Annotated in this window: 22 protein-coding genes and 1 tRNA gene; 13 read left to right on the top strand and 10 right to left on the bottom strand. The window is 58.3% G+C overall.

Translation table 11 applies throughout. The features are described from left to right. The first annotated feature begins 126 nt into the window (after positions 1–126). On the top strand, positions 127–1,410 hold the full coding sequence (locus tag NA645_RS07330; RefSeq protein ID WP_256048221.1) for an NAD(P)/FAD-dependent oxidoreductase: 1,284 nt from the start codon (positions 127–129) through the stop codon (positions 1,408–1,410). 1 nt (position 1,411) lies between these two features. On the opposite strand, the gene NA645_RS07325 is transcribed toward NA645_RS07330, so the two are convergent. Continuing rightward, complete coding sequence (locus tag NA645_RS07325; protein WP_256048220.1) at positions 1,412–2,362, bottom strand: PA2778 family cysteine peptidase; 951 nt, start codon at positions 2,360–2,362, stop codon at positions 1,412–1,414. Continuing rightward, positions 2,359–2,760 (bottom strand): PA2779 family protein, encoded by a 402-nt coding sequence (locus NA645_RS07320; RefSeq protein WP_197444623.1) that lies wholly within the window; start codon positions 2,758–2,760, stop codon positions 2,359–2,361. Before NA645_RS07320 ends, NA645_RS07325 begins: the two co-directional genes overlap by 4 nt. Positions 2,761–2,944: 184 nt before the next feature. Between NA645_RS07320 and NA645_RS07315 the strand changes: the two genes are divergently transcribed. Next, entirely contained in the window at positions 2,945–3,250 is a 306-nt protein-coding gene (locus NA645_RS07315) for an I78 family peptidase inhibitor (protein ID WP_256048219.1), read from the top strand. Between the two features lie 75 nt (positions 3,251–3,325). On the opposite strand, the gene NA645_RS07310 is transcribed toward NA645_RS07315, so the two are convergent. The 3 genes from NA645_RS07310 to moaB form a co-directional block, all read right to left on the bottom strand. Beyond that, positions 3,326–4,357, bottom strand: a complete 1,032-nt coding sequence (locus NA645_RS07310; protein WP_256048328.1) for an acyltransferase family protein — start codon at positions 4,355–4,357, stop codon at positions 3,326–3,328. Positions 4,358–4,527: 170 nt separating this feature from the next. Then, entirely contained in the window at positions 4,528–5,742 is a 1,215-nt protein-coding gene (gene glp, locus NA645_RS07305; RefSeq protein WP_256048218.1) for a gephyrin-like molybdotransferase Glp, read from the bottom strand. Beyond that, positions 5,739–6,278, bottom strand: coding sequence for a molybdenum cofactor biosynthesis protein B (moaB, locus tag NA645_RS07300; RefSeq protein ID WP_256048217.1), 540 nt, complete (start codon positions 6,276–6,278; stop codon positions 5,739–5,741). Before moaB ends, glp begins: the two co-directional genes overlap by 4 nt. A gap of 65 nt (positions 6,279–6,343) precedes the next feature. On the opposite strand from moaB, the gene mobA reads away from it, so the two are divergent. The 3 genes from mobA to NA645_RS07285 all read left to right on the top strand — a co-directional run bounded on the left by mobA (position 6,344) and on the right by NA645_RS07285 (position 7,394). Further along, positions 6,344–6,940 carry a molybdenum cofactor guanylyltransferase MobA gene (gene mobA / locus NA645_RS07295; protein ID WP_256048216.1) on the top strand — a complete coding sequence of 199 codons (597 nt, stop codon included), beginning with the start codon at positions 6,344–6,346 and terminating at the stop codon, positions 6,938–6,940. Positions 6,941–6,994: 54 nt separating this feature from the next. Further along, a complete protein-coding gene (locus NA645_RS07290) occupies positions 6,995–7,216 on the top strand; it encodes a YgdI/YgdR family lipoprotein (protein ID WP_256048215.1) in 222 nt (73 codons plus the stop codon). A 101-nt stretch (positions 7,217–7,317) separates the two neighbouring features. Continuing rightward, positions 7,318–7,394 (top strand) — tRNA-Pro (locus NA645_RS07285). A 202-nt stretch (positions 7,395–7,596) separates the two neighbouring features. Here NA645_RS07285 and NA645_RS07280 read toward each other — a convergent pair. Further along, entirely contained in the window at positions 7,597–7,839 is a 243-nt protein-coding gene (locus tag NA645_RS07280) for a glutaredoxin family protein (protein ID WP_256048214.1), read from the bottom strand. A 405-nt stretch (positions 7,840–8,244) separates the two neighbouring features. Between NA645_RS07280 and NA645_RS07275 the strand changes: the two genes are divergently transcribed. The 6 genes from NA645_RS07275 to NA645_RS07250 all read left to right on the top strand — a co-directional run bounded on the left by NA645_RS07275 (position 8,245) and on the right by NA645_RS07250 (position 13,405). Then, positions 8,245–9,504: an OprD family porin gene (locus NA645_RS07275; protein ID WP_256048213.1), complete on the top strand. Its 1,260-nt coding sequence runs from the start codon at positions 8,245–8,247 to the stop codon at positions 9,502–9,504. Between the two features lie 226 nt (positions 9,505–9,730). Next, positions 9,731–10,132, top strand: coding sequence for a DUF883 family protein (locus NA645_RS07270; protein ID WP_256048212.1), 402 nt, complete (start codon positions 9,731–9,733; stop codon positions 10,130–10,132). A 17-nt stretch (positions 10,133–10,149) separates the two neighbouring features. Then, entirely contained in the window at positions 10,150–10,530 is a 381-nt protein-coding gene (locus NA645_RS07265; protein ID WP_248492608.1) for a phage holin family protein, read from the top strand. Further along, positions 10,527–10,829 (top strand): hypothetical protein, encoded by a 303-nt coding sequence (locus tag NA645_RS07260; protein ID WP_256048211.1) that lies wholly within the window; start codon positions 10,527–10,529, stop codon positions 10,827–10,829. The genes NA645_RS07265 and NA645_RS07260 overlap by 4 nt, the downstream gene beginning before the upstream one ends. Positions 10,830–10,973: 144 nt before the next feature. Continuing rightward, positions 10,974–12,305, top strand: a complete 1,332-nt coding sequence (locus NA645_RS07255; protein ID WP_256048210.1) for a deoxyguanosinetriphosphate triphosphohydrolase — start codon at positions 10,974–10,976, stop codon at positions 12,303–12,305. Between the two features lie 5 nt (positions 12,306–12,310). Next, positions 12,311–13,405: an FUSC family protein gene (locus tag NA645_RS07250; RefSeq protein WP_256048209.1), complete on the top strand. Its 1,095-nt coding sequence runs from the start codon at positions 12,311–12,313 to the stop codon at positions 13,403–13,405. On the opposite strand, the gene NA645_RS07245 is transcribed toward NA645_RS07250, so the two are convergent. After that, positions 13,395–13,739, bottom strand: coding sequence for a YggL family protein (locus NA645_RS07245; protein WP_197444615.1), 345 nt, complete (start codon positions 13,737–13,739; stop codon positions 13,395–13,397). The two genes, NA645_RS07250 and NA645_RS07245, sit on opposite strands and share 11 nt — an antisense overlap. Positions 13,740–13,945: 206 nt before the next feature. Here NA645_RS07245 and dacB point away from each other — a divergent pair, with 206 nt between their 5' ends. Next, a complete protein-coding gene (dacB, locus tag NA645_RS07240; protein WP_256048208.1) occupies positions 13,946–15,454 on the top strand; it encodes a D-alanyl-D-alanine carboxypeptidase/D-alanyl-D-alanine endopeptidase in 1,509 nt (502 codons plus the stop codon). Positions 15,455–15,529: 75 nt separating this feature from the next. Here the strand turns inward: dacB and rlmKL are convergent, their stop codons facing one another. Next, on the bottom strand, positions 15,530–17,710 hold the full coding sequence (gene rlmKL / locus NA645_RS07235) for a bifunctional 23S rRNA (guanine(2069)-N(7))-methyltransferase RlmK/23S rRNA (guanine(2445)-N(2))-methyltransferase RlmL (protein WP_256048207.1): 2,181 nt from the start codon (positions 17,708–17,710) through the stop codon (positions 15,530–15,532). Positions 17,711–18,053: 343 nt separating this feature from the next. On the opposite strand from rlmKL, the gene rmf reads away from it, so the two are divergent. Next, positions 18,054–18,269, top strand: a complete 216-nt coding sequence (rmf, locus tag NA645_RS07230) for a ribosome modulation factor (RefSeq protein ID WP_021207445.1) — start codon at positions 18,054–18,056, stop codon at positions 18,267–18,269. A gap of 91 nt (positions 18,270–18,360) precedes the next feature. Here rmf and NA645_RS07225 read toward each other — a convergent pair whose 3' ends face one another. Both NA645_RS07225 and NA645_RS07220 read right to left on the bottom strand, forming a co-directional pair. Further along, positions 18,361–19,401, bottom strand: a complete 1,041-nt coding sequence (locus tag NA645_RS07225; RefSeq protein WP_197444612.1) for a quinone-dependent dihydroorotate dehydrogenase — start codon at positions 19,399–19,401, stop codon at positions 18,361–18,363. Positions 19,402–19,512: 111 nt separating this feature from the next. After that, positions 19,513–19,734, bottom strand: coding sequence for a DUF2835 domain-containing protein (locus tag NA645_RS07220; RefSeq protein WP_256048206.1), 222 nt, complete (start codon positions 19,732–19,734; stop codon positions 19,513–19,515). Positions 19,735–19,799: the final 65 nt, after the last annotated feature.

The raw sequence follows: 19,799 nt of genomic DNA, 5'->3' as shown, positions 1-19,799 counted from the left end.
GTCAAGCGCTTTTTAGCTAAACCACTGATATTTTTGGAATCAGGGACGCCCTCCGTTCTTTGATATGGCATCGCGGTTCCGGCAGCGCTAGCATCCTCGTCAAATATTCGGAACAGGACACTCAGAATGTCGCACACCCCGTACCCGTCATCGTATTACGCTGCTTCGGCGAAGCCAGCACCTGCGCGCGGCGCCCTGGACAGTAGTATCGAAACTGACGTTTGCGTCATCGGCGCAGGCTATACAGGACTGTCAAGCGCACTGTTCCTGCTGGAGCAAGGCTTTCGGGTCGTCGTTCTGGAGGCGGCGAAAGTCGGCTTCGGCGCATCCGGGCGCAATGGCGGTCAGATCGTCAATAGCTACAGTCGCGATATCGACGCGGTCGAACGCAGCGCCGGGAGCGACGAAGCGCGCCTGATCGGAGCGATGGCATTCGAAGGCGGACGAATCATTCGCGAGCGAGTCGCACGTTATGGCATTGATTGCGACCTGAAAAATGGAGGCGTATTCGCGGCGTTCAATCTCAAGCAGATGCGTCATTTGGAAGCACAAAAGTCGCTCTGGGAACGCTACGGTTACGATCAGCTGGAGATGCTCGATCACGACGGCATTCGAAATGTCGTGTCCTGCGATCGTTATATCGGCGGCATGCTCGATCACGGTGGCGGCCATATTCATCCACTCAACCTCGCCCTGGGCGAAGCGGCGGCGATCGAATCGCTCGGTGGCGTTATCTATGAGCAGAGCCCGGCAATCCGTATCGATCGAGGAAGCAACCCGCGTGTGCATACTCCAAACGGGCAGGTGACAGCTAAGTTCGTAGTGATTGCCGGAAATGCTTATCTTGGAGCGCTGGTTCCCGAGCTGGCGGCGAAATCCATGCCCTGCGGTACGCAAGTCATCGCTACCGAGCCCCTCGACCCTGAGCTCGCGGCGAGCTTGTTGCCACAGGATTACTGTGTCGAGGATTGCAATTACTTGCTCGATTATTTCCGCCTCTCCGCTGACAAACGCCTGATCTACGGTGGCGGAGTGGTCTACGGCGCGCGTGATCCAGCCGATGTCGATTCGGTCATCCGACCCAAGATGCTCAAGACGTTCCCTCAATTGCAAAACATCAAGACGGACTACGCCTGGACTGGCAACTTTCTGCTGACGCTGTCCCGCCTACCTCAAGTCGGCCGGCTCGATGACAACCTCTATTATTCCCAAGGGTGCAGCGGCCACGGCGTCACCTATACCCATGTGGCGGGAAAGGTAATCGCCGAGGCCTTACGGGGACAGGCCGAACGCTTCGATGCCTTTGCCAGCCTGCCTCATTACCCATTCCCTGGCGGACAAACCTTCAGCGCACCGCTCAGCGCGCTCGGCGCGCTCTACTACAGCCTGCGCGACAGAATTGGCTTCTGACTCACAACACCGGACACGGCGGAGGCTCCTGGCATGCAATAGCTTCGCCGCTCCTTTGAGGCAACTCCACCTTGAATCGCTCGTCGTCTGGCACGAGTCGTGCGGCGCATGCACGAGCGGCAGATGACTGCGCAGGGCATCCCCGCTCCACCAATACCTGCGAGAGGTTGAACCAGCCAACCGCAAAAGTATCATCGCGCTGAACACTGGTCCGCAGCGCTCGCTCGGCGGCATGTTTGTCACCTTGCGCATATCGAGCATTGGCCAGCGCAAACCAGGCCAACCCGCTGTCCCAATGCTCGGCTGCAGTCTCGTAAGCACTCATCGCCGCATCCTCATGATCCGTTTGCTCAAGATCGTTCGCAGCCTTCAGCCAAACCGTCTCCGTGGCAGTGCGAGGCAGTTGATCAGGCGCCACGGTCACTACTGCCCAGCGTTTTCCCTTGGCCCAGCTTCGTTCGAACTGATGAAAGCTGCCGGTCCAGCGTCGAGTGGTCCCGGAACGCAGTACGACAGTCTGAGCCGCAAGGTCGTATCCCACCACGACCGCAAAGTGCCACTGAGGCCAGCGATCGAACGCAAGATTTTGCAGCACCAGAACAGGGTTCCCCGCCGCCACTTCGGCCAACACCGCCTCCAGCCGAGGCTCCAACGGATAAACCAGCAAATCATGCGCTCGGGCAGCGGCTACCATTTCGACCTGCAGACTGCCCTTGCGCTGCGGAAGATAGACCCTCGGAACGAGATCTTCCGGCGCGGTCGCAACGCCACGTTGGGTGAGCATTGTGGCAAGCGCTGCAGGCCCGCATTGATAGTCTTCCTGCGGGAAGAAAGGAACCTCATCCAATTCAACCCGCTCGGGGAGCCCTACGGAACCGATCGGGATGACCGGCGCCCGCGCACACGCCCCGAGAAGGACTATCGCTAACAGCAGGATTAGCTGCCTGATCAACGATTGATACAGTTGATGAAGTTAAAGATGTTAGTGGCGCACAGCATGTCCGTGATGATGAAAATCACCAGAAACAGAACGATGACCCCAACCACTCCGGCACCGGCAGGTGCCTGATCCAGTTGTTGATTGAATTGTGCGAGTTCCGCCGGTGTCAGGCTGTTGATTCGCTGCTCAACCTGATCCCGCTCGACGCCCATCGACACCAACTTTTTCTGAACGTCTTCATCTTCGAGCATCGTCAGCAATTGCTGGCGATCCACCTGCTGTTGTTGCTCGGCGATAACCTCCGGGGTGCCGATCATGGTTGCCTGGGCCAGCGGAATTTGTGCAAACAGCATGAAATGCAACGCGGCCAAGAGTGTGGCGACACGCTTCATCACGGACGAGTTGAACATGGCGGAACTCCTTATTCGTTAGCCCAGCGTAGTGTGCTCGGGCCGTCAGCAATAAGACGGCGTCTCTGCTCCGCCAGTTCCCTTTGAGCGTTATGGTTTCGCAGACAGAAACGTCCGACTTACCTGCCACGGATTCACACACATCGTGTCAAACGACGTGATGTTCCCAAAACAAGGAAAACGCATGAAAACTACCTGTTCGATAACGCTGACGCTGTGCTGCACCATTCTGGCCGGTTGCCAATCATCGTCCCCCGAACCTGCACATTCGCCCAACGGCTCAGCCGACCGATGCGATACATCCGTCGTGGAGAAGCTTGTTGGAGAACCGGCGAGTCCGGAACTGCTCGATCGGGCCCGTCGCGAAAGCGGGGCCACGGTCGCTCGCATCATTCGCCCCGGGGATATCGTCACGCTGGAATACAACGCGCATCGTTTAACGCTCACGACAGACGAGGCACTAACAGTGCAGCGAGTTAGCTGCGGCTGATCCGACCATAGCCACGGTGTATGGATGCGCAGGTGTCATGATCGGCATGGCACCTGCGCTAGCTATAGCGTACCGCTACTGAGCGACTGCCCTGCGTGTCCGCAGGCCGGTCGCTGACAGAGGTTTAGGCGGGGTTAACAGGAAATAAAGGTCATATCGTTTGATGATGATCTGAGCCAGCAACGGCCCAAGTAGCCCGATCAAAGTGCCAACTACCAGATGCACCGGGATCGAATCAATACCCATAAAGCTACTGAGGATGACCCGAATTCCACTTCCGGCCAGAATATGCGCCAGATAAATAGTCATCGAAGAAGCGCCGATGAACAGCAGCCAGTCCATACGGAACTGGCCCAGGCACATCGACAGCGCAATCATGAAGAAGATCGAAACGGTCGCCAACACCAGTACCGGCAGGCCGCCCACCTCCCAATTCAAGCCAAAGGTGATATGAAACAAATATTGGCCAGCAACGAATAACGCGCCGAACAACAAGGTGAGCGAAACATAACGGGCCAGGAAAAACGCCTTGATTTCGTTGAACCACACGCCTAGCGCGAAGAAAACCGCATTGCCGAAAATGAATCGGCCGATATTCCCCATCGCCATGTCCTGCTTGAAAATATAAAGCGCGCCGAAAACCAGAAATACAGGAAGGAAATAACGGCGATCGACCTTGGCGTAGATAAAGGAACAGACCACGAAGACCAGGAACAGCGCGTAGAGGAACCAGAACTGCGCACGGGGCGACCAGAGCAGCGAGAACACCTGCCCTAACGTGACCTCTCCGTTGGTGTAGTTCGACAGCACTACCTCGAGCAGGCCCTGTAGTAACGACCATACGATGAAGGGGTAGACGATAGTGTCCACCTTGTTGACTATCAGCCCCGCCCTTCCACGCTTGATCAGCGAATCGTAAAAAAACAAACCAGATAGAAAGAAAAACAGCGGCATGTGGAAGCTGTAAATGATGCTATCGACGAGAAGATAGTTATCTTCATCCATCGGCAACCCAGCATTGAACACCCCGCGCGCGACATGTCCGTAGACAACCAGAATGATCCCAATGGCTTTGGCGTAATCGACCCAGGGATTTCTCTCCTGCATCACATTCTCCTTGTTATGGGTAATACCAGACACATCGCAGCCAGACCTGGCGCAGATGGGAAGGGTAGACAAGGAAAAAAGCGATCCGTTTGATATAGGCGCCGAGCCGCTGCTATTCCCGACGGAATGCGACACAACTTCGGCGCCTGGATCAAGCGCGAGCGTTGAACTCAGCCGAGCAATTCGGCGAATGAGATAAAGGGCACCAAATCGCCATCTTTCAGTTGTCTGTGCTCGCGCACCTCGACCAACCCATCCGCCCAGGCGGCGCTACGCAGAATCGACGAACTCTGGTTGGAATACAGCACTGCCTTGCCCGATTCGAGACGCGCCCGCAGATATTCCCGGCGCTTGCCAGGCCTAGGCCAATCGAAGTTCGCAGGAACCTGAAAGCTCAGCGGATCAACCTGTACCGCACCCATTCGGCGCAACAGATAAGGGCGCGCCAACAGACCAAAGGTGACCAGCGTGGAGGCAGGATTGCCTGGCAAACCAATGACGGCAACACCTTGATAACTTCCGCAAGTCAAGGGTTTGCCAGGCTTGATGGCCAGCTTCCACAGAGACAGTTCGCCCTCTTCTCGAAGCACCTGCCCGAGAAAGTCGGCCTCACCAACCGAAACGCCTCCGGTAGAGAGAATCAGATCGACCTCATGCAGATCCGCCAGGCACCGGCGAACCCTTACCAAATCATCCGGCACGATCCCGGCGTCTATAACCTCGCATCCCAGGCGTTGCAGCCAATGACGCAACAGCATGCGATTGCTGTTGTAGATCTGTCCCGGCTGCAGCGTTTCACCCGGCTCGACCAGCTCGTCACCCGTGGACAGCAGCGCAACCTTGAGCTTTCGGCTCACGCTCAGCCGCGACACGCCTAATGACGCAGCGAGCCCCAGCTCGATCGGCCCCAGCCGAGCGCCGGCTGCTAGTACCTCATCGCCCGTTCGCGCCTCGCCACCCTGGGGACGAACGTGTTGCCCTCGCCTCACTGGCTCAAGGAAGCGCACTTGGCCATCGTCGAGCAACTCGACGTTTTCCTGCATTTCCACGCTGTCAGCACCGTCCGGCATCGGCGCGCCGGTGAAAATCCGCACACAGCTGCCGGGCTCTAAAGGCTCAGGCTGGCTACCGGCGAAAATCTTCTGACTGACCCGAAGCGGTTGGCCTCGAAGATCGCTTTCGCGGATGGCGTAACCATCCATTGCGCTGTTCGGCCAGTGTGGCAAATCCAGTTGCGCAACCAGTGGCTCGGCCAGTATTCGTCCAACCGCATCCTCGATCGAAACGCTCTCGACGTCTTTGATTGCAGTGCTTTCTGCTTGCGTGAGCAAAGCATTGAGCGCCTGTTCCACAGGCATCAGCGCTGGCGAGTCGGTCAACGTCATGAGCGGCTCTCGCATGGCTCGGCCTGCTTGAGATGCGGCACGAAATTGCACGGACGATGACGCGCATCGAGTTGCTCAGCGAGAATGCCATCCCAGGCGGTTCTGCACGCATTAGTCGACCCCGGCAAGCAGCAGACAAGGGTCGAATTCGACAATCCGGCCAATGCACGCGACTGGACAGTCGAACTGCCGATATCGCTTACCGATATCTGGCGAAACAGTTCGCCAAAGCCATCGACCTGCTTGTCCAGTAGGCATCCAACCGCCTCCGGCGTACTGTCGCGACCTGTAAAGCCAGTGCCACCAGTGATCAATACGACCTGCACCATGTCCTCGGCGATCCAGCTCGCGACCTGCGCTCGGATCCGATAAAGATCATCCTTGAGCAGCACGCGCGAAGCGAGTCGATGACCGGCAGCCTGCAGACGGTCGACGAGTAACTGCCCTGAGGTATCGATTTCCAGCGAGCGAGTGTCACTGACCGTCAGGACAGCGATATTCAGCGGAACAAATGATTGATCGGCGAGGTGGCTCATAGGGGCATTCCGGTTGTTGGTCTCAATGCCGGGTGTTATATCACAAGCTTTTAATGGAGCCCTTGATGCAACAAAGCATGCTTGCCGATTGCTCAATCCTGCTGCTAGCGGGTGGTCGCGGGCAGCGGATGGGAGGCCAGGACAAAGGTTTGGTCGAGTGGCATGGCAAGCCGCTCATAGCCTGGCCGCATCGGATCGTACGGCCATTGACGGATGATCTGCTTGTTTCCTGCAACCGCAACCACCAGCGATACGCAGCCTTCGCGGATCGAGTGGTTAGCGACGACGAGCCGGACTTTCCCGGACCGCTTACGGGCATACGCGCAGGCCTCGCGGCGGCTCGTCATCGCTGGCTCTTGGTACTGCCATGCGACGCACCGCTGATCGATGACGCACTGCCCGCAGCCCTGCATGCAGCGGCGCGAGCGGAACCAAACGTACCCGTAATGGTTCGGCGAGGTGAGCAATGGGAACCGCTGTTTTGCGTCATTCCGGTCAGTCTTGCTTCTGCAATCGAGGAGGCCTGGCGGGCCGGCGAGCGAAGCAATCGCAAGATACTGCTGGCGCTACGATCCCGCGCTGTCGAGCTCGATGAGCATGACCCTCGGCTTGCCAACCTGAACTCACCCGAACTGCTGTCGGAACAAACGCCTCCAGATTGAACTTAGCGCCCTCGAACGCCGTCACAGACGCAACTAACCAAGAGGAGAAGCACTATGCGCGCAGCAACCGGACCCGCCTTGGCATTGTTGGTCGGACTGACCCTGCTAGCGGGCTGCTCGAACCCCAGCGTCATCACCCTAAACGATGGCCGCGAAATCCAGACAATGGACCATCCCCATTATGACGATGAAGCCGGCTTTTACGAGTACGAAGGCCTCGATGGCAAGCCGGGCAGAGTCAACAAGGATCAGGTTCGTACCGTCAAGGAACTCTGAAAACCGCCCTTCTGGTGCCAGGCAGCCTGCCGGGCACCACCAAATAGCTCGTTCTAACCTCTTGTGAAGCAAAAGTTTTTATGTAAAATGCGCGCCATCTTCGGAGCGTAGCGCAGCTTGGTAGCGCGTCTCGTTCGGGACGAGAAGGTCGCTGGTTCGAATCCAGTCGCTCCGACCAAAATCCCGATATTGGATAAACAGTCTGATATATACAAAACCGGCTAATGGCCGGTTTTTTTGTTTTCCAGATTTTCACTTCGTTATCTCGATTCGAGCAGCCAGGATCCGCCTACATGGTGTCCTGCCGTTTCGGTGATAACTATCTAACCCAGTGCCCTAACCCTGCGCCTCTCTTGCTGCAATTGCTCAGGCGCAACGGCTTATTGACGCAGAAACCAGACGACCTGTTCGGTTTCAAATGGCCAATCCAACTCAGCTCCCGTATCGACTCGCCGAAGCACGGGTATACGCAGCCCATAGTCGTCGACCCACTCAGGCCTGTCCGCTATATCCATCAATTCCACCAGCAGACCATGCTCTACCAACGGCAACACTACTGCCTCGGCCTGCTCACATAGATGGCAGCCCAACGTTCCAAACAGTTGGCATTCAGGAAGATACATAAAGTGCTGCTCATTGAAACTGCTGCACGCAATTCTAGCAGCCTCGCCCTGATCCGACTGCCGCTAACCGACCTCATTCCTTGGCGTAACGAACGAGAAAGTGTGATCTCGGCCCCACTCAAACGATGGTTTGGTTTAGGGAATCGACGCGAGGCCGGCAAACGGCTAGGATGCGCGAACCCAAGCGGCCACAGAGCTGTAGGGCCGAAAGTGTTCGTGCGTATCGGTAGCGCTTGATGCTTGCATCAAATCAACGCAAAGCAACTACCGATCAGTTCAACCGGCACTTTCGCACTCAAGCCTTCAAAGACTAAGGTCTAAGGGCTGAAATACCTATGTAGTGCTTTATTGCACAGCGCCGTAAAGAGCGACTTCAGAGCATCATCCAACGAGGAGAAATAAGAAATGCTCAAGACCCCAATCGCCCGGGGCGTGGCACTCGCCACTCTGGGAGCAACACTGGCAATCCCGTCCATGGCTCAGGCTGCTTTTATTGAAGACACCAAGGCCAGCCTGGAACTGCGCAACTTTTACTACAACCGTGACTATCGCCAAGAAGGAGCCAGCCAATCCAAGCAAGACGAATGGGCACAAGGCTTCCTGCTCCGTATTGAGTCGGGTTACACCGAAGGTACTGTAGGCTTCGGCGTCGATGCTTTGGGCCTGCTTGGCGTAAAACTGGACTCGAGCCCTGACCGTACTGGCACTGGCCTCCTGCCGGCTGGCGATTCCGGCGCACCGGATGATTACTCCCAGCTGGGATTAACCGCCAAGGCGAAAGTATCCAAAAGCGTCCTGAAAGTCGGCACCCTGCAGCTGAAGAACCCAGCCATCGCGACCAGCGACAGCCGTCTGCTGCCTGCTGCAATGAGCGGTGCCCAGTTAGTATCCAATGAAATTGATGGCCTGACTCTGGACCTGGGTTATGTTGACCAGATCAACAACCGGAACTCGACCAACTACGAAGATATGGTCGTCAATACGTCCGGTAAAAGCATCACTGGCACCACCGGTGTAGAATCCGACGAGTTCGTTTATCTCGGCGGCACTTACAAGGTCACCAAGGACCTGAGCGCTTCCTACTACTACAGCAACCTGGAAGAGTTCTACAAGCAGCACGCACTGAACCTTGTTCACGTGCTGCCGATCGCAGAAGGCCAGTCGCTGAAGACCGATCTGCGCTACCAGCGCTCTACGGACGACGGCAACACCAACGTCGACAACAAAGCCTTTGGCGCCATGGTCACCTACTCGCTCAGTGGGCACAGCTTCGGTCTGGGTTATCAGAAAATGTCCGGTGACACAGGCTTCGCCTATGTCGGCGGCAATATCGACCCCTACTTGGTTAACTTCGTACAGATCGGTGACTTCGCTCAGGCCGACGAGAAGTCTTGGCAGGCTCGCTATGACTTCAACTTCGCCTCTATCGGCATTCCTGGCCTGACCTTCATGACCCGCTACGTTACTGGCGATAATTTCGAGCGCGCCGGCGTATCGGAAGGCAAAGAATGGGAGCGCGACACCGACATCGGTTACACCTTCCAGGAGGGCGCGCTGAAGAACCTTAATTTGAAGTGGCGCAACGCTACTTTCCGCAGCAATGGTACTGCTAACGATATCGACGAAAACCGTCTGATCGTCAGCTACACCATCCCGCTGATGTAATAGCGGCTACCGCATGCAAATGCAGTAGATAGAAAACCCGCTTCGGCGGGTTTTCTTTTTCTGACATCCCACACTACTGCGAAGCCAATCTGAAACTGGCACGCCGGCCTTAGCTCGATCACAACGCGAATTGACTAACCGAAACGGGAACCTTGCGCCAACACCATGCTCGAAAACTCTAGGCACCGGGACCTGTCGTCCCTGCGCGATTAAAGAGGAGCTGCAGATGTCTACCGAATCGACTTTCGGCACCAATGACAACACCCCGATTCCCGACGCAAGCGCGGGAACTACCGCACCCTTGTTCGATAAATCCGCACACCGCCGCAACCTTCAGGCCGCTCAGGCTGCACTCATCGAAGAATTTCACACATTAATCGGCGATACGGAGCGTCTGCTTAAACATACGCAGGACACCGCAGGCACGCAGACCGAAGAGTTGCGCGGCAAGATCAACGCGAACCTGACCCGCGCTCGGCAGATGCTAAAGGAGCAGGAAGGCTCTCTACGAGAGCAAGGCCAGGCGGCTATTCAATGCACTGAGGAATATGTCCATACCCACCCTTGGCAGTCGCTCGGTATTGCAGCTGGGGTCGGCTTTCTCTTCGGCCTGATTACCCGCCGCTGATGTGGGGAACCGATCCAATGGAAACCAAATATTCCGATGAGGCCCCAGCCCCTTCCATCAAAAAGATGGGCAGCGCGCTTGCCGGCCTCATCCAGGGGCATCTGGAGCTTGTCGGAATAGAGCTACAGGAAGAGCGGGTACGGGTCTTCAAACTGTTTCTGCTGGCCAGCATCAGTCTGATACTCGGCTTGCTGATACTGGTGGGGCTTTCGGCGGCGATCGTGATTGCCTTCTGGGATAGCAACCCTATCGCGGCGATTCTCGTTCTCTGTGCGGCATACGCGGTTGTACTAGCGGTATGTATCAGCCGTGCAATCCGCCTCGCCAAGGCCAGCGCTTCGCCCTTCCAGGCGACGGTCGAAGAATTGGCCCGCAATCGGGAGCGCCTACTGCCATGAGCCTGCCTCTCAGTAATGCCAGCGATCTGACCATGCGCAAGGATTTGATTCGGTTACGCATGGAGATGAATCGACAACAAATCCTCTACCACTCACAGCCCTTGGCTCACCCATTCCAGCGAATCAAGGGGATGGTGGCGAATAGGGCTACCGGATCCGATCAACACATACCAAAAGCACCACTGATGGTTGCCGCAACCTTGGCCATGACACTCTTCGGACGTCGTCTGGGGAAAGTTGGCAAACTCGCGCGACTGGGTCTCCTTCTGTATCCAGTGGTTCGCAAGCTGCGGCATTAGTGGTGTGGCAGCGCCTAGCGGTTAGGAAATACGGTAGGCTGCTGCCTGTGCGTGAACACTTCCCCGGCAGGATGCGCTCTCGCTGACGGAATGGCGCCGCTTGGCCTATCGGTCCCCACTGACGGCATCACAAGGAGTTGCTCTTTGGACTGGAACACCCTGCTCAATCGTGAACGGCTCGGGAAATCCGTCCACAGCAATGAAGAACTTGGTCGAAGTCCATTCCACAAGGATCACGACAGGATCATCTTCTCCGGCGCGTTCCGCAGGCTTGGTCGCAAGACCCAGGTGCATCCGGTCTCAAGTAACGATCACATCCACACCCGCCTAACCCATTCGCTAGAGGTTAGCTGCGTTGGGCGTTCACTCGGCATGCGCGTGGGTGAGGTGCTGCGTGAAGACCTGCCGGAATGGTGCAGCCCGGCCGATCTCGGCATGGTCATTCAGTCGGCGTGTCTCGCGCATGATATTGGTAACCCGCCGTTCGGTCATTCTGGCGAAGATGCCATTCGCCACTGGTTCCAGCAGGCCGCCGGGCGTGGCTGGCTCGATGACATGAGCGACGCCGAGCGAGCCGACTTTCTCAACTTCGAGGGCAACGCCCAAGGCTTCAGGGTGCTTACACAGCTCGAATACCATCAGTTCGATGGTGGCACCCGGCTGACCTACGCAACGCTCGGCACTTACCTCAAGTACCCTTGGACATCGCGTCATGCCGAGGCGCTCGGCTACAAGAAACATAAATTCGGCTGTTATCAGAGCGAGCTGCCCCTGCTCGAGCAGATTGCGTCGAAACTCGGCCTACCGAAGTTGGACGAGCAACGGTGGGCGCGCCATCCATTGGTCTATCTGATGGAAGCGGCAGATGACATCTGCTACGGCCTTATCGATCTAGAAGACGGGCTCGAAATGGACCTGCTCGACTATCCCGAGGTCGAGGCGCTGCTGCTGGACCTGGTGGGCGAAGATGTGCCGGAAACCTACCGGCAGCTCGGTCCTGCCGATTCGCGTAGACGCAAGCTGGCGATTCTCAGAGGCAAGGCAATCGAACACCTTACCAACGCAGCTGCACGCGCCTTTGTCGAACAGCAACAGGCACTACTGGCGGGCCAACTCACCGGGGATCTGGTCGAGCATATGCACGGCCCCGCCAAGCGCTGCGTGGTGCAGGCCAAAGCCTTGGCGCGGCAGAAAATCTTTCAGGACAAACGTAAGACGCTGCATGAAATCGGCGCCTATACGACGCTCGAGATACTACTCAACGCCTTCTGTGGCGCGGCGCTGGAGCAACACGGCGGGCGCACCCCGTCATTCAAGAATCGCCGCATTTTGGATCTGCTTGGCAGCAACGCTCCAGACCCCGACTGGCCGCTGTATCAATCCTTCGTACGGATGATCGACTTTATCGCCGGTATGACCGACAGCTACGCGACCGAGATGGCCAGCGAAATGACTGGACGCTCGAGCCCGACGTGAGCCAGATGAAAAAACCGTTGTGGAAGATCGTCGGATGGCAGCCTGGCCGCCCCGCCTGGGGAGCGGCGGCCGTGGCGGGCCTGGGCTGCGCATTGCCGCTTCTGCTCGGCCTGTTCAGCGGCCATCCGGGTTTTCTCTGGGCCACAGTCGGGGCCTTCCAGGCAGCCAAGGCGAATCCACTGCACCGTCTCGGAATGTTGCGAATGCTGTTGCTGATAGCCCTTGGCGCCGGCAGCGCCGGCCTAGGATTCTGGTCGGCAACCCATCCACTGATCAGCCTTGGCCTGTTCGCCTTTTACGGTCTGCTGCTGGCATGGCTGCAACGTTACGGTAGCGAAGCCGGCAAGCTCGGGATCGGCTTGGCCATCTGTCTCTGCCTCGGCCAGGGCCAGTACGGCATCGGGGATTTCAACAACCCCCAGGCGATTGCCACTCTGTTCGCGCTGGGCGGCCTTTGGGTCACCCTGCTCGCCTTCGGCTTACGCGGCATGCATGGCCTGCGCATGTGGCCATACATGCCGCGACTGCTCAGCTTGATGAAAGTGCTGCGCCGACGAGCGCGGCGCACGCCGATTCGCCAGTGGCGACTGCATGCACTCACATACATGATCGCAGCTGCCGCAGGCGGTCTGACCGTCAACATTGCCGATCTTCCACGAGGCTATTGGCTGACGCTGGCGGTTTTTACCACGCTGCAGATGGATCTACAACGCAGCCTCACTCGGGCTCTGCAGGCCGGGGTCGGGATTCTTTGTGCAGCGGCGGTGTTGATCTACATGGGCCACAGCCTGGCCGATCCGCCGATGATGGTCATGATCATGCTGCCGCTGGTCATGCTCAGCCGGGCGTTCCAGGCACATCACTATGGGCTTTTCGTCTTGCAGACGACCCTAAGTTTCCTGTTACTGGCCGAAACCCTGGCGCAAGACTGGGAATTACCACAGCTGCGCCTGATCAACGCGGTAGTTGGCGTGGGCGTAGCATTAGCCGTTACGTTGCTGGTGTATATGCTGCGTAGGCTGTTTGCCCGGATTGCATTGCGCAAACGCGGGCAAACAACCACAACCGATCAGGACAAGAACGACTCGATCATGCCTTAGCGTTGATCTCGTTTTCCGGGTACCAGACGTCCATCAGCGGGCTTACGTTGAATTCGGACAACTCGTTGCGCCCTTTGAGCCACGCCTCGACCTGACCGCGCTGCTCTTCGTTGACCGAGCCACGGCTGGCCAGGCAAACGAAACCGTAATCCTCACCACCGATATAGCCCAGACCGTTGGCTTCGATGGCCTCGGTCAGAAAGGCTTCGAGGAAATCGTCCACCGCCTTGGCATCAAGACCCTCACCGTAGGTCAGAGTCACTTCAAAACCCAGTTCCTGGAATTCGTCGACACAGAGTTTCTTGCGCAAACGACGCGAGCGATTGGTAGCCATTGAATCGGTCCTTTTTTCTAACGAGATGACGGCGCGCACTCTAACAGCAACGCCGCGCTTGTGCGATTGCATCAGGCCGCACTGCTCATCGTCTTTTTTGCAGACTCTCGACATCGCCGTCTACGCTTGTCGGATGAGAAGTACGTCACTTCTCGGTCACGGGCATAATGGCCCGCCATTTTCCCTGAACGTAGTAGGGAACCTCCATGTCATTGATTCTCGCAAGAACTGCCCCAGCCAATCGGGGCAGCGCAATCAGCAGATTTCTAGGCCGTGTCGCCGCCGCCGCACTGACGCTACCGCTGGCATTCCCGGTTTATGCCGAAGCCATCAACCAGACCCTGCCCTCACGCGTCGCGCAGGCACTCAAGGCAAACAAGATCGAGAGCAGCGCGCTGTCCGTCGTCATGCTGCCGCTCAACACCAACGCGACCCCGACGTTCGTGAATGCCGACGTATCGGTAAACCCCGCCTCGACCATGAAACTGGTCACGACCTATGCCGCGCTGGAGCTGCTGGGGCCCAATCATCAATGGAAAACGGAATTCTACGCCGACGGCCCGATTGAGAACGGCACGCTCAATGGCAATCTCTATCTCAAGGGTGGCGGCGATCCCAAGCTCAACATGGAGAAACTCTGGCTTTTGCTACGAGACCTGCGCGTCAACGGCGTGCAGACCGTGACCGGAGAATTGGTGTTGGATCGCAGCCACTTCGTTCAGCCTGCCCTTCCGATTTTCGATGACGACGGCAATGACAAGAACAAGCCCTTCCTGGTCGCACCGGACTCGCTGCTGGTCAACCTCAAGGCGCTTCGCTTCATCGCCCGTAACGATGCCGGCAATGTGAACGTCGTCGTCGAGCCACCGATCGCCTCGGTTCGTATCGACAATCGCATTCAGGCGTTGCCGAAGGCCAAGTGTCCAGGCTGGCCTGATATTCGTTACAACCCGATCGAAGATGCCGAAGGCGTTACGGTCGTCGTCACCGGCAAGCTTCCGGCCGGCTGCAGCGGCCAAACCTATCTGGCGCTACTCGATCATCAACGCTACGCCGCCGGCGCCGTGCGTGCGATCTGGAAGGAACTCGGTGGCAGCATCCTCGGTGAGGATCGCGTCGCCCCGGTACCTGACGACGCGCGGATGATCGCCCGTGCTTACTCGCCGGACCTGGTCGAAATCATCCGCGACATCAACAAATACAGTAACAACACCATGGCGCGGCAGTTGTTTCTGAGCCTGGGTGCGGAATTTCGCAACGAAACGGACGCGGATGATTCCATAGCCGCGCAGCGTGTGATCCGTCAGTGGCTGGCGAAGAAGGGACTGATTTCACCGCATCTGGTCATCGAGAACGGCTCAGGCCTGTCGCGTGCCGAACGCGTCAGCGCACGGGAACTGGCGAGCTTGCTCCAGGCTGCATGGCAGAGCCCCTACGCCGCGGAATTCATTTCCTCGATGCCACTCGCAGCGATTGACGGCACCATGCGCAAGCGTCTGCGCAACACCGGCGTCGCCGGCAAAGCACATATCAAGACCGGCACGTTGAACAACGTGCGAGCAATCGCCGGTTATAGCCGCGACAACGATGGCAACACCTGGGCAGTTGTCGCGATTCTCAACCACCCCCGGCCCTGGGGCGCGTCTTCAGTGTTGGATCAGGTACTGGTCAGTCTCTACAACCGCCCAGGCAACGAAAGCACCGCGCAACGTTAACCCGGCGTGCCGGCGGTTGGCGCCGCCGGCACGGGCTCGACTGAAACGGCGAGCCGATCATTTTCTGCGAAAGCTTCAGCGCGCCTGGAGCTTCCAGGCACGGTGAATCTTGCTGTTGCGGCGGAAATCCTCGTCCAGCGTGGCACTGGTGATCTCTTCGACGGCGTAGCGCTCGGCGATACCCGGGTCAAGCACGAACTTGCGGAAGTTGTTGGAGAAATACAGCGTACCGCCTGTTGCCAACCGCGCCATGGCCAAGTCGAGCAAAGCGATATGGTCGCGCTGGACGTCAAAAACGCCTTCCATGCGCTTGGAGTTCGAGAAGGTCGGCGGGTCGATGAAGATCAGGTCGTACTCGCCACGATCCTCTTCCAGCCAGGCCATCACATCGCCCTGCTCCAGACGCTGCCGATCGGACAGGCCGTTCAGCGCCAGGTTGCGCCGTGCCCAGTCCAGATAGGTTTTCGACAGATCGACACTGGTCGTGCTGCGCGCACCGCCCTTGGCCGCGTGGACGGTGGCAGTCGCTGTGTAGCAATAAAGATTCAGGAAGCGCTTACCGGCCGCTTCGCGCGCAATACGCAGGCGCATCGGGCGATGATCGAGAAACAACCCGGTATCGAGATAATCGGTGAGATTCACCAGCAGTTTGACGTCGCCTTCCCTGACCTCCAGGAATTCGCCCTGGCTGGCCTGACGCTCATACTGACGCGTCCCGCTCTGGCGCTCGCGTCGCTTGACCACCACACGGTCGCGGGAAACGCCCAGCGCCTGCGGGATCGCGCTCAGCGCATCGTACAGGCGCGCCTGGGCCTTCTCCGGATCGATCGAGCGCGGCGGTGCATATTCCTGCACATGCACCCAATCACCGTACAGATCGATGGCCAAGGCGTATTCGGGCATGTCGGCGTCGTATAGCCGATAGCACTGGATGCCCTCCTTACGTGTCCACTTGCCAAGCTGGCGCAGATTTTTCTGCAAGCGGTTGGCGAACATCTGGCCACCCTCGCTCAGGCGCGCCAGTTCCATGGCGGGCTCCTGCTCAGGCTTGTTTTCAGTGAACGCTTTGCGCTGACCAGTGACGAACTGATCCAGCTCGACCTTGATCAGCAATAGCTTGCACGGCAACGCACCGTTCCAGAAGGCGTATTGCTTGTGGCTGCGAATGCCCATGCGCTTGCCGAGATCGGGCGCCGAGGTCAGGACCGCAGCCTCCCAACCGAGGCAGGCCTGTCGCAGCCGCTCGCCGAGGTTCTGGTATAGATAGACAAGGCTCGCCTCATCGCCCAGACGCTCGCCGTAGGGCGGATTGGAGATCACCAGGCCTTTCTGATTCTGGTCTGGACGGGGCTCGAATGTGGCTACATCCCCTTGATATACACGAATCCAGCTCGCTAGCCCCGCTCGCTCGATATTGTTCTTGGCCGGCTGTATTAGCCGCGGGTCCGCCTCGTAGCCGCGTATCCACAACGGCTGCCGGGCCATACCTGCCTCCGCCCGCGCCTGCGCTTCGGCATGCAGACGATTCCAGATGGCCGGAACGTGGCCAAGCCAGGCGCTGAACCCCCAACGCTCACGACGCAGGTTCGGCGCGACGTCCGCTGCCATCATGGCGCCTTCGATAAGGAAGGTGCCGACGCCGCACATGGGGTCCGTCAAGGCTCCGCCGGCTGCGGCGATGCGCGGCCAGCCAGCACGAATCAGTACCGCAGCCGCCAGGTTCTCTTTTAGCGGCGCGGCGCCCTGCTGCAGGCGATAACCACGTTGGTGAAGGCTGTGCCCGGAAAGATCCAGCGAAAGAACCGCCTGACCACGATCCAGGCGCAAATGGATACGCAAGTCAGGATTCAGCTTATCGACGTTCGGGCGCTCGCCAGTAGCCGTGCGAAGGCGGTCGACAATCGCATCCTTGACCTTCAATGCGCCGAAGTGAGTGTTGTCGATCCCCGATCCGTGACCGCTGAACTCGACCGCCAGGCTGCCGCTCGCTTCGAGGTGCTCCGACCAATCGATCCGATGAACGCCGTCATACAGTGTTTCGGCGTTTTCTGTGGCGAAACGATCGATCACCAACAACACCCGGTTGGCCAGGCGCGACCAGAGACACAACCGATACGCCACATCCATGCCGGCGAACCCGCGGATCGCAGCGGTCTGCTCGCGCGCCTCTTCGAGTCCGAGCTCGGTGGCTTCTTCAAGCAGCAGGCCTTCCAGCCCTTTCGGGCATGTGAGGATGAGTTCGTGACGATCGGTCATGGCATGGTCCAAAGAATATGTGCGACCGGTTGGGGATTCCCGCTCCGGATCTCGTTCGATAGGTGGCGCAGTCAATATGACTTACTGTGAATCAGACGCAATGGGGCGCCGGAAAGCTGCGTCTTGCCTGCCTTATGGGCAGCGCTACTGTTTGGTTACCTGCTTATGACAAAACGATCATTCCCGCCCCGGAGTCATTAGGTTAGAACTCGACTCAGCCCGGTATCGCAACGATGTCCGGCAGAGGTCCGCCACGCCGGCAGCGGACTTCGCTGGCAGTCTATCTGCCGACCTCGCCATGAGGTCAACAGGAACACCAGTCAACCACTGAGGGCAATACCCAATGAGAAGACTCAAGCGTGATCCGATGGAACGAGCATTTCTACGCGGTTATCAGCATGGCATACACGGTAAATCTCGCGACCTCTGTCCTTTTTCTCATCCCGAAGTACGCCAAGCCTGGATTAACGGCTGGCGGGAGGGTCGCGGCGACAACTGGGATGGTCTGACCGGCGCCGCCGGTCTTCATCGACTGAACGAACTCCACGCGGTCGGCTGACACGATCACACCGACCTCAACTGGCACGCCCCACCCGGGCGGCGGGCTTGAAGCCCGGGGCTCCCTCAAGGGAGCCCCACCGGGCAACCAATCAGCGATTCACTTCCTTCCTTGATTGCAACGCAGCGATGGCATCCACCGCCTCGCGTATCAATGCCGGCCCCTTGTAGATGAAGCCCGAATACAGCTGAACGAGGCTCGCTCCGGCTTCGATCTTTTCCGCCGCGTGCCGGCCTTCCGTGATCCCGCCGACCGCAATGATCGGTAGACGACCAGCCAGGGTTTCAGCCAACACCTTGACGGTATGGGTGCTTTTCTCGCGCACCGGAGCCCCCGAAAGCCCACCGGCTTCGTCGGCATGGGCAAGCCCCGCGACGCCTTCACGGCTCAGCGTGGTGTTGGTCGCGATGATCGCGTCCATCCCAGCCTGAAACACCGCTTCGGCCACCAGAACGGTTTCTTCGTCGCTCATGTCCGGCGCGATCTTTATGGCCAGCGGCACGCGCTTGCCATGCAATATTTCCAGATCTTCACGGCGCTGGCGAAGCGCGTCGAGCAACTGTTTGAGCGAATCACCGAACTGCAGACTGCGCAGTCCCGGCGTGTTGGGCGAACTGACGTTGACGGTGACATAGCTTGCCTGGTGATAAACCTTGTCCAGGCACAGCAGATAATCGTCCTGGGCACGCTCGACCGGCGTATCGAAATTCTTGCCGATGTTGATACCCAAAATGCCTTTGAATCGCGCTGCATCGACCCGGTCCAGCAGCGCATCGACCCCATGGTTGTTGAACCCCATGCGATTGATGATGGCTTCGGCCTCAGGCAGGCGGAAGATACGCGGCTTCGGGTTGCCCGGCTGCGGCCTCGGCGTCACGGTACCCACTTCGACGAAGCCGAATCCCAGCTGGGACATTCCGCAGATCGCTTCGCCATTTTTATCCAGTCCGGCCGCCAGCCCCACCGGGTTGGGAAAATCCAGGCCCATCACGCGCACCGGCAACGCGGCCGGCGTCTTGTTCAGCAGCGCATTGAGCCCCAGGCGCCCGCCTGCACCGATAAGATCGAGCGATAATTCATGGGACGTCTCGGGGGTGAACTTGAACAGCAGCTGGCGAGCCAGGTTATACATACGCAGCCTAGATCCTGGAAAGTGTGGCGCGGGAGTATAGCAGGCAGGAGGATTTCTCAGCGGGGCGAAACGCAGTTCGACCACACCGCATCGCCCTTATTCGAGCGAGAGTCAATCGAGGCGGCGCAAGCGAATCAGCTGGCCCTCTGGAGCAAATTCCATCTCGAATGAACCAAACACGCCCGCAGTTGTCAGAAAGGGTCGCAGATGATGGGCCGGCAAGCTGACATTTCTTCCTTCCCGGCTCTTGATCAGGATGCGATTGGCGCGCCCCTGGTAGACAGCCAACAGTTTTTCTGCAGGCAGCGCGATATCCAGCACGAGGCTTGGCATGGAGGCTCCTCATTGATCAGCTCAGCGATTTTGCCATACTGGCGCTCTGCGGAAGATACATCGCT

The sequence above is a fragment of the Stutzerimonas stutzeri genome, from assembly GCF_024448955.1.
Classification (GTDB): domain Bacteria; phylum Pseudomonadota; class Gammaproteobacteria; order Pseudomonadales; family Pseudomonadaceae; genus Stutzerimonas; species Stutzerimonas stutzeri_AQ.
This window is presented reverse-complemented; position numbering and strand designations above follow the sequence as displayed.

What these genes read in the sequence shown, in the direction of transcription:
- NA645_RS07330 (WP_256048221.1), top strand. Translation starts at nt 127, where the DNA reads ATGTCGCACACCCCGTACCCGTCATCGTATTACGCTGCTTCGGCGAAG.
- NA645_RS07320 (WP_197444623.1), bottom strand. Translation starts at nt 2,760, where the DNA reads ATGTTCAACTCGTCCGTGATGAAGCGTGTCGCCACACTCTTGGCCGCG.
- NA645_RS07315 (WP_256048219.1), top strand. Translation starts at nt 2,945, where the DNA reads ATGAAAACTACCTGTTCGATAACGCTGACGCTGTGCTGCACCATTCTG.
- NA645_RS07310 (WP_256048328.1), bottom strand. Translation starts at nt 4,357, where the DNA reads ATGCAGGAGAGAAATCCCTGGGTCGATTACGCCAAAGCCATTGGGATC.
- glp (WP_256048218.1), bottom strand. Translation starts at nt 5,742, where the DNA reads ATGACGTTGACCGACTCGCCAGCGCTGATGCCTGTGGAACAGGCGCTC.
- moaB (WP_256048217.1), bottom strand. Translation starts at nt 6,278, where the DNA reads ATGAGCCACCTCGCCGATCAATCATTTGTTCCGCTGAATATCGCTGTC.
- mobA (WP_256048216.1), top strand. Translation starts at nt 6,344, where the DNA reads ATGCAACAAAGCATGCTTGCCGATTGCTCAATCCTGCTGCTAGCGGGT.
- NA645_RS07290 (WP_256048215.1), top strand. Translation starts at nt 6,995, where the DNA reads ATGCGCGCAGCAACCGGACCCGCCTTGGCATTGTTGGTCGGACTGACC.
- NA645_RS07280 (WP_256048214.1), bottom strand. Translation starts at nt 7,839, where the DNA reads ATGTATCTTCCTGAATGCCAACTGTTTGGAACGTTGGGCTGCCATCTA.
- NA645_RS07275 (WP_256048213.1), top strand. Translation starts at nt 8,245, where the DNA reads ATGCTCAAGACCCCAATCGCCCGGGGCGTGGCACTCGCCACTCTGGGA.
- NA645_RS07270 (WP_256048212.1), top strand. Translation starts at nt 9,731, where the DNA reads ATGTCTACCGAATCGACTTTCGGCACCAATGACAACACCCCGATTCCC.
- NA645_RS07265 (WP_248492608.1), top strand. Translation starts at nt 10,150, where the DNA reads ATGGAAACCAAATATTCCGATGAGGCCCCAGCCCCTTCCATCAAAAAG.
- NA645_RS07260 (WP_256048211.1), top strand. Translation starts at nt 10,527, where the DNA reads ATGAGCCTGCCTCTCAGTAATGCCAGCGATCTGACCATGCGCAAGGAT.
- NA645_RS07250 (WP_256048209.1), top strand. Translation starts at nt 12,311, where the DNA reads ATGAAAAAACCGTTGTGGAAGATCGTCGGATGGCAGCCTGGCCGCCCC.
- NA645_RS07245 (WP_197444615.1), bottom strand. Translation starts at nt 13,739, where the DNA reads ATGGCTACCAATCGCTCGCGTCGTTTGCGCAAGAAACTCTGTGTCGAC.
- dacB (WP_256048208.1), top strand. Translation starts at nt 13,946, where the DNA reads ATGTCATTGATTCTCGCAAGAACTGCCCCAGCCAATCGGGGCAGCGCA.
- rlmKL (WP_256048207.1), bottom strand. Translation starts at nt 17,710, where the DNA reads ATGACCGATCGTCACGAACTCATCCTCACATGCCCGAAAGGGCTGGAA.
- rmf (WP_021207445.1), top strand. Translation starts at nt 18,054, where the DNA reads ATGAGAAGACTCAAGCGTGATCCGATGGAACGAGCATTTCTACGCGGT.
- NA645_RS07225 (WP_197444612.1), bottom strand. Translation starts at nt 19,401, where the DNA reads ATGTATAACCTGGCTCGCCAGCTGCTGTTCAAGTTCACCCCCGAGACG.
- NA645_RS07220 (WP_256048206.1), bottom strand. Translation starts at nt 19,734, where the DNA reads ATGCCAAGCCTCGTGCTGGATATCGCGCTGCCTGCAGAAAAACTGTTG.